Source organism: Novosphingobium album (ex Liu et al. 2023) (genome assembly GCF_029076845.1).
Lineage (GTDB): Bacteria > Pseudomonadota > Alphaproteobacteria > Sphingomonadales > Sphingomonadaceae > Novosphingobium.
The window spans coordinates 16294-27396 of record NZ_JARESE010000092.1; the positions used below are offsets into that span (position 1 = coordinate 16294).

The 11103-nt window shown below is 59.7% G+C and carries 8 protein-coding genes and 5 pseudogenes; 9 read left to right on the forward strand and 4 right to left on the reverse strand.

Going from position 1 to position 11103, the window contains the following annotated elements; all coding sequences use genetic code 11:
- Positions 1 to 12: 12 nt before the first annotated feature.
- From PYV00_RS23265 to PYV00_RS23275, 3 genes are all read right to left on the reverse strand, one after another.
- Entirely contained in the window at positions 13 to 1086 is a 1074-nt protein-coding gene (locus PYV00_RS23265) for an aromatic ring-hydroxylating oxygenase subunit alpha (RefSeq protein WP_275230727.1), read from the reverse strand.
- 144 nt (positions 1087 to 1230) lie between these two features.
- The gene (locus PYV00_RS23270; protein ID WP_275230728.1) at positions 1231 to 2319 is read right to left on the reverse strand and encodes an LLM class flavin-dependent oxidoreductase; all 1089 of its coding nucleotides are present in this window, start codon (positions 2317 to 2319) and stop codon (positions 1231 to 1233) included.
- A 120-nt stretch (positions 2320 to 2439) separates the two neighbouring features.
- Positions 2440 to 3069: an urea carboxylase-associated family protein gene (locus PYV00_RS23275; protein ID WP_342803838.1), complete on the reverse strand. Its 630-nt coding sequence runs from the start codon at positions 3067 to 3069 to the stop codon at positions 2440 to 2442.
- A 163-nt stretch (positions 3070 to 3232) separates the two neighbouring features.
- Between PYV00_RS23275 and PYV00_RS23280 the strand changes: the two genes are divergently transcribed.
- The 3 genes from PYV00_RS23280 (at position 3233) to PYV00_RS23290 (ending at position 6751) form a co-directional block, all read left to right on the forward strand.
- Positions 3233 to 4108, forward strand: a complete 876-nt coding sequence (locus PYV00_RS23280) for a LysR substrate-binding domain-containing protein (RefSeq protein ID WP_275230730.1) — start codon at positions 3233 to 3235, stop codon at positions 4106 to 4108.
- A gap of 207 nt (positions 4109 to 4315) precedes the next feature.
- Positions 4316 to 5302: a D-2-hydroxyacid dehydrogenase gene (locus tag PYV00_RS23285; RefSeq protein WP_275230731.1), complete on the forward strand. Its 987-nt coding sequence runs from the start codon at positions 4316 to 4318 to the stop codon at positions 5300 to 5302.
- A 477-nt stretch (positions 5303 to 5779) separates the two neighbouring features.
- Entirely contained in the window at positions 5780 to 6751 is a 972-nt protein-coding gene (locus tag PYV00_RS23290; protein WP_275230732.1) for an aldo/keto reductase, read from the forward strand.
- Between the two features lie 193 nt (positions 6752 to 6944).
- Here PYV00_RS23290 and PYV00_RS24460 read toward each other — a convergent pair.
- A pseudogene (locus PYV00_RS24460) lies at positions 6945 to 7079 on the reverse strand (IS5/IS1182 family transposase); the annotation flags it as partial.
- Between PYV00_RS24460 and PYV00_RS23295 the strand changes: the two are divergent.
- The 6 genes and pseudogenes from PYV00_RS23295 to PYV00_RS23320 form a co-directional block, all read left to right on the forward strand.
- A pseudogene (locus tag PYV00_RS23295) lies at positions 7071 to 7187 on the forward strand (ATP-binding protein); the annotation flags it as partial. The pseudogenes PYV00_RS24460 and PYV00_RS23295 overlap by 9 nt on opposite strands.
- Before the next feature lie 534 nt (positions 7188 to 7721).
- A complete protein-coding gene (locus PYV00_RS23300; protein WP_275230733.1) occupies positions 7722 to 8504 on the forward strand; it encodes a type IV toxin-antitoxin system AbiEi family antitoxin in 783 nt (260 codons plus the stop codon).
- A 37-nt stretch (positions 8505 to 8541) separates the two neighbouring features.
- Positions 8542 to 8706: pseudogene (locus PYV00_RS23305) on the forward strand (nucleotidyl transferase AbiEii/AbiGii toxin family protein); the annotation flags it as partial.
- Between the two features lie 372 nt (positions 8707 to 9078).
- Positions 9079 to 9162 (forward strand): annotated as a pseudogene (locus PYV00_RS23310) (IS5/IS1182 family transposase); the annotation flags it as partial.
- 81 nt (positions 9163 to 9243) lie between these two features.
- A complete protein-coding gene (locus PYV00_RS23315) occupies positions 9244 to 10257 on the forward strand; it encodes an IS110 family transposase (RefSeq protein WP_275230734.1) in 1014 nt (337 codons plus the stop codon).
- Between the two features lie 289 nt (positions 10258 to 10546).
- A pseudogene (locus PYV00_RS23320) lies at positions 10547 to 11041 on the forward strand (IS630 family transposase); the annotation flags it as partial.
- Positions 11042 to 11103 lie beyond the last annotated feature (62 nt).

The window sequence follows — 11103 nt, forward strand, 5'->3', positions numbered from 1 at the left end:
ATTGCACATCGATCAGCTTCCCAGACGGCGACGGACATAGTCCGACAACTGCCAGGTCGGCTTCTCGAGCGGGTGCAGAAAGCCGGGTTTCGCGAAAGAGCTTGCCGCGCCCTTCTGCTGCATGTCGTTCACCGCCATGTCTTCCTCGGTGATCTTCACGCCACTTTGCCGTAGCCGCTCGACGATTTCGGGAAAGTCCTGCCGTTCCAGCGCTTCGGGCTGAACAAGCACATGGCGCACCCAGCGTGTCTTGTTGACCGCAACCGGTATCAATGCTGTCCAGTGAAGGCGATTCACGCCGATGAAGAAACAATGGATCGGGTAGACCAGATGGACCAATGACCGACGCAGCTGGTCTTCCGAAAGGCTGGGGAACGGATCGAGCTTGCCCCCGAATTCGCCGAAGGCCACCGAAGTCGGCAAATCCTCCCGCAAATAGCCGTGGCCGGCGGTCCACCCCTCGCGCGTGTCATCCACCCAATGCAGTTTGGCAGGATAGTATGGCTCCGCAGTCGTCGCATGGGCGCCGATGTGATGGTAGGACTCCATGAAGGTCTCGACCGCGATCTTCCAGTTGAAATTCAGATCGAACTCCACACTGTATGCGATCTTGAGTTCTTCAGGCCGATAGATCTCCATCGCCTCGGTCCAATCGGCGAGCAGTTCGCCAGCCGATCGCGCGACATCCGAAAAGGTGATGAAGATCGTGCCGCATACGACCTCGCTTCGGATTTCCGGCAGACTGCAGGATCTGGGATTGAACCCGCCCTTGGCCTCCATCAGCGGCGTCGCGATCAACTGGCCGTCAAGGCCATAGCTCCAGCGATGGAAAGGGCAGGAAAATACCTTGGCATTGCCCGATCCCTCGCAGACCGGCGCCCAGCGATGCAGGCAGACGCGCGACATCACCCGGATACGGTCGCGCCCGCGCACGACGACCAGCAACTCGTTGAGGACGTCGATGGTGAAGTAGTCGCCGACATTGGGGATCTGCGCGACATGCCCCACCGGCAACCATTCTTTCCGGAAGACCTTCTCGACTTCCAGATCGAAGAAATCGCTGTTCGTGTAGGCGCCCGCCGGCAAGGTCTGGGCGCCTTCGAGGTCCTGCCCCTCGCCGGCGAGCACCGCGGCAAGCAGGTCTTCCAGTTCGTCCCTGTGGTTGCGCCCCCGTTGCGAATTGCGTGCCGCGTCCATCAATTCCGTCCTTCCTGTATCCTCGACGCCTGATCAGCTGGCCCGCAACAACGCGGGCTCGGTCGCCCCCAACTGATTGAGCGGCCCCAGTTCCTTTTCGATCAGCGGCAGCACTTCCGAGCCAAACCGCGCGAGCGAGCGCTGCGCCCGAGCGATCGGCATGTCTCCGAACTGAAAGAAGCAGTTGTAGTAATCCGGCTTCAGCGTGCGGAATTCTTCTATCAGGCGTTCAGCGACATAGTGCGGGTGGCCGATCACCAGATTGTCGCGGAAGACCTCGAGCGGCGGCTCATCCTTGAGCAGCGGGGCCTGCACCTTGTAGCCCTCAAAGGCGAGATGCGGACTACGCAGGGCGTCGATCATGCGCGCGACGAAGCGCGCCCGCTCAGCCGCTTCCAGGGCTTCGACGGCGGTATCGCAAACATGCACGTACTGCTGCACCGCAACATGCATGGGCCGGTGGGAAAAGCCCGCCTTCCCCCACACCTCATGCATATCGGCGACCTTCTTCGCCAGCACTTTGCTGCCCAGCCAGCCGACCTGCACGAAAGGCTTGCCCCCGGCAGGCACCAGCCGGCGCAGCACGTCGAGATTCGAGGATGCGACATAGAGGTCGGGCAGCGGCTGCTGCACCGGACGCATCATCAGGTTTGTGGAAGGAATGCTGAAAAAGCTGCCTTCATATTCGACATGCCCGTGCGCAAGCGCCTGCTCCAGCACGTCCCAGCATTCAATGAAGTGCTCGGTACGGGTCTCGACCCCGGTACCATACCGAGCAAACTCGAACGGTTGATAGCCCGTACCCACGCCCAGCACAAGGCGACCATCGCTGACCTGATCGACGTAGGCAATTTCCTGCGCGAGACGCAAAGGATGATAGAGCGGCAGAACGAGGACGGCGGAGCCCAACCGGATGCGGCTAGTCACTGCCGCCATGTTCGCCGCTACCGCGAGCGGCGAGGCGCTCACCGAATTATTGGTGAAATGGTGCTCGGCGAACCATGCAGCATCGAAGCCGATCTCTTCGGCCAGCCTGACCATCCTGCGTGTGTCGGAAAGGACGCCCCGAATGCCCCCCGGATTGTCCCGAAGCGACATCAGGCTGAACAATCCAAACTTCATGGAGTATCTCCTTGCAAGGGGATTGACCGCCCATCGCTCCGGTTGCGTCCGCAAGGGGGAAGCGCATAACGGGCGAGCGAAATCCCTGACTTCGCATGCGCAAAATTATGCTGCATTGCATCAAATTACCATATAATGCACGTCGCACGGCTCATGCGCATTGACCGCCGTGATGTCCTGCGGACATGCTGACATGACGATGAGTGAGCGCATCTCGGCTCGCAAGCTCACGTATTGACCTGCCTTGGTTGGCGAAGCGACGAAGAGCAGCGCACCGCCTTCGCCCACGGGCACGCTCATGAACAGGTTGAGCGGACTCGGCGTGGACCGGGCCGGCTGTCCCAGACTGGCCAGGGCGCTGGCCAGATTGGCCGTGCAGTTGTCATGATCCAGCGAGCCGGAGAGGTGCTCATAACGGTAGCAATCGCAGGCAGCGACCAGCGTGTCATGCTCGCCTGAGGTGGTGTCTTCGACAAACGAAAGGATGGGGCGCCGCTTGTTGGTGACGAGAACGTCGCCGACGCCGGGAATGAGCTTCATGATTGAGACACGGCTGTGCTCCATCGACATATGCTCATGGATATCTTCCGCGTTAAACGCCCAGGTATCGACGACCTGCCCGCCGTATGTATTGACCACCTTTATAGTATCGCCAACATCAAGAAAAATCGCAGACCACCCTCGCGCTGGAACAGTATATATTTCCCTTTCCTCACGACACACATCGTTATTACAAAATCCATCCTTCACGAAATATCACTCCTGCATGGATTTTTCGAAAATTTTCAAGAATTTATTTGCTTTTTTTACCGGATAAACTACCCAACCATATGTGCAAGCCTAGTCTTGCGATTTGACGATTTCAAATAAAGCAACTTGTGGGCGCTATAAGCAGGGATTATGGAAGTCACATATGCGGTTTCGCGAACTTGAATGTTTCCGCTCTCTGATGCTGCATGGAACGGTCACGCGCGTGGCCGAGCTGCTTGGCCTGTCCCAGCCGGCGGTCAGCGGTATCGTGGCCGGTCTGGAACGGCAGTTGGGCTTTCAGCTGTTCACGCGGCGCGCCGGGCGGCTTCATCCGACCCCGGAAGCGCACCTGCTGCATGTGGAAGCTTCACGCATTCTCGACGCGGCGGGCGATTTCACGCGCGTGGCCGAACAGATCCGTATTGGGAAATACGGCCATCTTGCGATCGCCGCATACCCAAGCATTTCGATCAGCTTGCTACCGCGCGTGCTCTCTATCTTCACTGCGGATCGTCCCGGCCTGCAGGTCAAGATCATCACCCGGAACTCCCAGGGAATTCGCAGCCTCTTCACATCGCAGCAGTTCGATTTCGCCATTGCCGAACTTCCGCTCGATTATCCGGCAACGCACATGGATGTATTCTCTTATTGCTGCGAATGCATGATGGCACCCGACCATCCGTTGACCGAACTCGAGGTGATAACGCCCAAGGATCTGGACAACGTCCCCTTCGTCACGCTGTTTCGCGGCGATCCGGTTTATCAGCAGCTTGCCAACGCATTTTCGCAGTATGGCTCCCGCTGGAATATCGTCGCAGAGACGGAGTTCTTCTCCAGTGCCTGCGAACTGGTAGCGGCAGGATGCGGTGTCGGCATCATCGACCCGGTGATCAGCACGCCATTCACAGAGCATATCGTCAAACGGCCCTTTGCGCCCGATATCTCGTACGAGATCGCCATCCTGCGGCCCACCCATACCGAGCTTTCGCAGATTGCCACGGACTTCATCGAACTGTTGAAGACCCACCTCACCCCCTGATCGGCACCTCCGGTGCGTCAAATTCGAGCGGGCGCCGTCCTTGCACGACACCATTCGCCTCGCTCAAGCCAAGGAAATACCGATGAAATACGTTCGCTTCGGAAACAGGGGCCTCGACGCCTCAGGCCTGTGCCCGAGTTGCCTCTCGGAAAATGGAGCTGCTGGCAGAGCCCTGTCAACCGCACACGGCAACCGGATTGTGCGCCTATGATCTCGACGCTACGCTTGCTGGTACTGAACTTTCCGGGTCAGTCGGAACCGTTCCGCATCACGGAGCGCAATGTGTTAGAGGCCCTCGACCGTTCACCGCGGGGCTCCTTGCCGCTGACAGTGGATGTCCGGCTTGCCGATGACCCCAACCTCGCTGAAGCGATTGCGGTAGCCGATGCCATCCTGGGTCCGGACTTCCCGCGTGCCGATATCAAGGCGCGCGGAAAACAGCTCAAGCTGGTCCAGACCACTGCCGCCGGCATCGATCATCTGCTTCCGCTCGACTGGCTTCCGCCCGCCGCGGCTTTCGCCACCGCCAACGGCGTGCATGAGGGAGCAAAGCTCACGGAATGGGCAATGATGGTGTTCCTGATGCTGCATACACAAATGCCGCACTTCATCACCGCCCAGCGCGAACATCGCTGGTCCAGACGTCTGAGCGCTTCCGTGAAGGGCAAGACAGCGCTGATCTATGGCACCGGCGCCGTAGGGCGATCCATTGCTGCGGGGGCCGAACGCCTGGGCATCGAGCGGATCGGTGTTCGCCGCAGCGCGGGTTCCGTAGCCGGCTTTTCCCGCATCTTGACCATGGACGAGGCCCATGCCTTTCTGCCGCAAGCGGATTTCGTGGTTCTCGCCACGCCGCTGACCCCCGAAACGCACAACATGATGAATCGGGACGTTTTCACGCGGATGTCGCCCGGAGCACATTTCGCCAACTTCGGAAGGGGCCGGCTTGTCGATCAGCAAGCTCTGGTCGAAGCGCTGGAAAGCGGCCATTTGGGCGGTGCCATCGTTGATGTGACGACACCCGAACCACCCGATCCCGACTCCCCCTTCTGGGATGCCCCTCGCCTTGTCATTACTCCGCATCTGTCCAGTGACGACCCGGCGAGCCATGTGCCGCGTGTCCTGGATATCCTGATCGAAAATCTTTACCGTGTGATCGGGGGAGAACCGCTGAAAAACTCGCTTCAGAGGTAAGCCGAGATGCAAAGCTGATCGAAGCAGTCCACCATATGACAGAGATCGCCACAGCCATCATCAATTCGCGATGAATTTCGCCGGTCCCTGGGCCAAAAACATCCGGTGGCCTCTGTGCCACCCAAACCTACGTTGGCTTTTGCTGGTCATGGACGATGACAGTGAGCCCTGACATCGCGCATAGTCATGTGACGCTGACCATGGCCTTGGGCCAGCCTCAACATGACATGACCTACCCTATAAGCAAGTGCTGCCGAACCATAAATATTCTCGATAGTATTGGCAGTTTCAATAGCGTTTTCTGACAGTTATAACCGAGCGACAGTTCAATCGCGGGGCCGTCTGGAGCGCGATCAGCAAGACGACTGCTTCCACAGTCCCTGGGCCGCTCGCCGCGCGGTTGTGGGGCGCGCCGCTGACTGAGTTGAAGGCGAGGAGCGACGCGCACGGCAGTCAGAAGTTCGAAAAGGGATAGACATGGATTATGTGAAGCTTGGCCAAACGGGTCTCGAAGTATCGCCGATCTGCCTTGGTTGCATGAGCTATTCTCAAGGGCCGACACAAAAGCATGGCTGGCTTTTCACCGAAGAGAAAAGTCGCCCCTTCCTGAAGCGCGCATTGGATCTGGGAATCAATTTCTTCGACACCGCCAATGCCTATGCGGGCGGCGCCAGCGAGGAGACTTTGGGCAATACGCTGTTGCGCTATGCTCCACGCGAGGAAGTGGTGATCACAACCAAGGTCGAGAGTCGGATGCGCCCGGGAGCCAACGGACAGGGCCTTTCGCGCAAGGCGATCATGACAGAAATCGATGCCAGCCTTAGGCGGCTAAAGACGGACTACGTCGACATCTACATGATCCACCACTGGGATCACGCCACTCCGCTGGAAGAGACACTTGAGGCGCTGCATGATGTGGTGAAGGCCGGCAAGGCGCTCTATATCGCGGGTTCGTGGATGCACGCTTGGCAGTTGAGCAAGGCCATCCAGATCCAGCGCGCCAACGGTTGGGCGCGGTTTATCGCCATCCAGAACCACTTGAGCCTGCTCTATCGCGAAGAAGAGCGAGAAATGCTGCCGCTGTGCCGCGACCAGGGTGTGGGCGCGCTGCCCTGGAGTCCCTTATCGCGAGGCCGGTTGACCCGGCCCCGGAGCGAGACCAGCAACCGCTCCCTCACGGACGGCTATACCAACACGCTTTACCCCAAGGAACTCGATGCCGATATCGAGATTGTGGACCGGGTGCTGGCCATGGCCGAAGCGCGCGGCGTCAAGCCCGCACAAGTGGCCCTGGCCTGGCTGTTGAGCAAGGACGAGGTGGTGGCGCCGGTGATGGGCGCGACCAAGCTCGATCACCTGGACGATGCCGTCGCCGCCTGCTCGCTGCAACTGACGCCCGAGGAAATCGCGCATCTGGAAGAGCCCTACCGGCCGCTTCCATTGTTGTGAGCCGATTCGGCCCGGGAAGTGTAGCTCAATCATTTACTCCCTGTGGTGAAGATGCGAGATAGCACGTGGACGGATCGAAGAACCGGATATTTGGTAGGTGAGGCTGATGAGTTGAGCATTGGCGGTGGGTGACAGTGTAGATGTGGTAGCGAACCGGCCTTTCGCCGGCTCAGCTGACTCCTGGATCGTCAGCTCAAGTAGCCTTGATGCGTTCGAGGTATAGGTATCGGCGGATATTGCAGACGAGGTTGGCGAGGCCGATCTTCATTTCCGCTCGTTTGATGCCGACGGTACGCACAAACAGACCCATCCGGGATTTCTGATCGGCGATCCTACTTACGCCGACGCTATTCTGGATCGCCTCGTTCACAATGCCCACCGGCTCGAACTCAGCGGCGAATCCATGCGCCGCACCGAAACCCCAGCAGCCGCTTGACCAATCGAGAAAGACAGGGTTATTTATCAACCACGATCTGGCTTCTACCCGGCCGGGATCAAATCGGAATGATGGCCGGGATCAGATTGGAATAGCCGACCGGGATCGTCGGAATCCGCAACACATTGCCCGAGCCGCGCACCAGCTCGCATGAATTGTCTGGGCCAGCCATCGCGGCAATCTGTAGTCAAATATGACAACAGATCAAGCCGGACATGTCACGCTACCGCCGCGAGCGGAACCTTGCGGTCGAACACTTCGACCGCCTTCAGCTTGTGTCCGGGCGCGAGGTGGGCATAGCGCAGCATCATCGCATATACTCCGAAGCCGAAAACAGAGGAGGCCGGAGGGCGCTGACGCGCGCCCCGCCCCTGCCTGTTTGCGGCGAATATCAGCCCTATTCACCGCATAATGTGCAGTGAATAGGGCTGATAGGTTTATGGATCGCATGAAACGCCAAGTGCGGCTTTGCAAAAACCGGAATTTATAAACTCGACATCGGTTTACTAATCCGGTAAAATGCTAAGTCTGGCTATGCGTTCTGACCATAAGTTAAACCGCCTCCAGCAGGAACTCCCCGAGGGACTCCTTGCCGATGCGGCATGGATGGAAGCCCACGGTTATTCATCATCTCTGCGCAGCCAGTACGTTCGCGCCGGTTGGCTCACCAGTCCGGCGCGGCGCGTCTATCGCCGTGCGCGCACCCCGCTGACATGGCAGCAGACCGTTGTCTCGCTCCAGACCGTGCTCGACCTGCCCCTGACCGTTGGCGGGCGCACCGCGCTCGAACAGCAGGGCTACGCCCATTACCTGTCGGCTTCGGTGCGTGAGGTTCACCTCTACGGGCCGAAGCGCCCGCCGACCTGGCTTGCCTGCTTGCCGCTCGATGTTGCTTTCCGTTGGCACAACAGTCTGCGACTGTTTCCCGGCGATGCCGACGCGCCGCCCGAGCCAAGCCCTGTCATGGCCGGCGCCGCTGGCCAGACCTTGCCTCTGCGCTATTCCAGCAAGGAGCGCGCCGTTCTCGAATTGCTCGACGAACTCCCCAGGCACGAGAGTTTCCATCAGGTCGATGCCCTGATGGAAGGCATGAGCGACTTGAGTCCGCGCCGCCTGCAAACGCTTCTTGAATCTTGCGCCAGCGTCAAGGTGAAGCGGCTCTTCCTGTTCTTCGCCGACCGCCACCGCCATGCGTGGCGCTCGCGTCTCGATACCTCGCGCGTCGATGTCGGCGCGGGCAAGCGCGTCCTTGTCAAAGACGGCAGACTGGACTCGCGCTACCAGATCACCGTTCCCGCCGATCTCGAGGCGCATTGATCGCCATGGCTTTTCTCGACACCTACCCGCCCTTCTCATCCGCGTTCTCCCGTTCGTTGCTGAGGAAAGAGTCTTTGCCCTCAAGGGCGGCACGGCAATCAACCTGTTCGTGCGCGACCTGCCGCGCCTCTCGGTCGACATCGACCTCACCTATCTGCCGGTCGAGGATCGCGCCGCCTCGCTCGCCGCGATCAACGCCGCCATGCTGTTGCCGGCTTTCGCGGGCGGCTGTTGTTCGTAGCCATGGAGATGCCACGCCGGTGGCGGGTCAAAGTTCTGCCATGAATACCGATCGGTTGCCTCAAGTGTCTCGCACATCGCTTCGAAAATTGCGAATTTCGCGCAGTCGGTGGCAGTGATGCTCCCCAGGCAAGCGTTCAGCGCGGCTCCCCTTTACTACGCGATGCTTGTGATGGAAGCCGAGAGCCTTCTGAATAATGCCATCTTGAAGGATCTGTTGGGAGGGTCTGAGTGTCTGATCAGAAATTAAGTTGAGTAGTATCAGCAGGTTAGCTTGACGGCTTTGCCTGTCGTTGATTCAGGGGCTTCGCCAAAAACTACCGTGGATTCAACGATGTGGACCGATACCACTCGCGCCCTTCATGCACGAAGCGGGCTGACTTTGCCAAGCGATATGACCGATGCCGAGTGGGCGGTCTGAACTGATGCGGTGGATGCCCCCTTCACCCGGCATCGTATGATGCTGACTGCGCCGAGGCGGCGCGCGAAGGCGGAGCAGATGGCAGAAGCATGTATGTTGGCGATCGACCTGGCGAAGCGGAGCTTCCAGGTCTGCGCGACGGATCGCACAGGGTCGGTTCTATACAATCGGACGATGTCGCGGGCTAAGCTGGAGCAACTTCTGAGCGAGCAAGATCCCTGCATCGTTGCGATGGAGGCCTGCGCGACCAGCCACTTCTGGGGGCGGCATGCCCAAGCGCTCGGCCATGAGGTCCGGTTGATCCCGCCGATCTACGTCAAGCCGTTCGTCAAACGGCAAAAGAACGACGCAGCCGACGCCGCGGCTATCGCCGAAGCGGCTCTCCGGCCGAACATGCACTATGTCGCCGTGAAGAGTGCCGAACATCAGGCGCGCGCTGTCGCATACCGCACACACCAATGCTTTGTCGGTCAGCGTACGCAGGTGATCAATGCGTTGCGCGGGCATCTCGCCGAGTTCGGCCTGGTCTTCGCGCAAGGATTGCCTCACTTGAAGGATATTCGCGTCGCCATCGAAGACGAGGCGGTTGTCCTGCCTGAAGGCGTCCGCGAGGTCGCACGCCTGTACCTTGAGCACATCGAGACCTTGTCCGCCAGGATCGACGATCTGTCGCTCAGGCTGCGTGAGGCGATGAAGGTCAACGCCGAGATGCGCCGTCTGTGCACGGTTCCCGGCGTCGGTCCCGTGACGGCAGGAGCAATCATGGCCTTCGCTCCGGATCTGCGCACCTTCGCCAGTGGGCGCAACTTTGCAGCCTGGCTCGGCCTCGTACCTCGACAACGCTCGACGGGCGGAAAGGCGAAGCTCGGCAGCATGAGTAAAATGGGCCAAAGCGACATCCGCAAGCTTCTTGTCGTCGGTGCTATGAGCAGGATCCGATGGATCGTGCGCAAAGGCGTGTTGCCGGACAACTGGCTTGGCAGGTTGATGGCCCGAAAGCCGCGGATGGTGGTCGCCGTAGCGCTGGCCAACAAGATGGCGCGCATCATCTGGGCCATGATGACGCGCGAGGAAAATTACCGCTTGGCGTGAACGGCTGCCGCCGACTGGCAGCATGCCGTGAGCGCTCGGGGCCCTGGCCCCGACAAGGAGATCGACTGACCATTATGCGGCAAGAACTTCCAAGTTCACGCGGCGGCTAACCAGTCCCGGGGCTAGAGCATCACGAGCTCGCTGAACCGATGTGGCCCGCCACGTTCGAACTGCATACCGGCCCGTGGCGCAAGCAAGCCACATCAAGAGGCCTGACACACGACCGATGGAAGCGCTCCGCCGAGGAAAGTCAGAAAATCCCCTTGCAAACCTGGGGGCATCCACACACGAGACCTGGACCGCGACCAACATGACGCGCAGCCATGGCCGCGCTCCCAGGGGTGAGCGGCTGCGGATGGGCTTCCCGCACGGCCACCGCAAGACGACGACGCTGGTCGCGGGGCTGCGCATGAGCGGGATGGTCGCGCCGATGGTGCTCGACGGGCCGATCAACGGCGACTGGTTCGAAGCCTATGTGGCGCAGGTCCTGGTACCTGAACTGCGCCCCGGTGATGTCGTCATCATGGATAATCTGTCGAGCCACAAACGTATGGCGGTCCGCGACCGGATCGAGGCCGCAGGCGCAACGCTACGCTTCCTCCCGCCATACAGCCCCGACTTCAACCCGATCGAAAAGGCCTTCTCACGCCTCAAGGCCATGCTCCGAAAAGCTGGCGAGCGCACAGTAAGCGGCCTGTGGAGCCTCATCGGAAAGCTCGTCGACATCTTCCAGCCCACGGAATGCGCCAACTACTTCAGCTCATGCGGCTATGAACCAGACTGATCGAAAACCGCTCTAGTGTGGTGAATCTGAAGTTCGCTATCGTTTAGACTCAATTTTGCGCG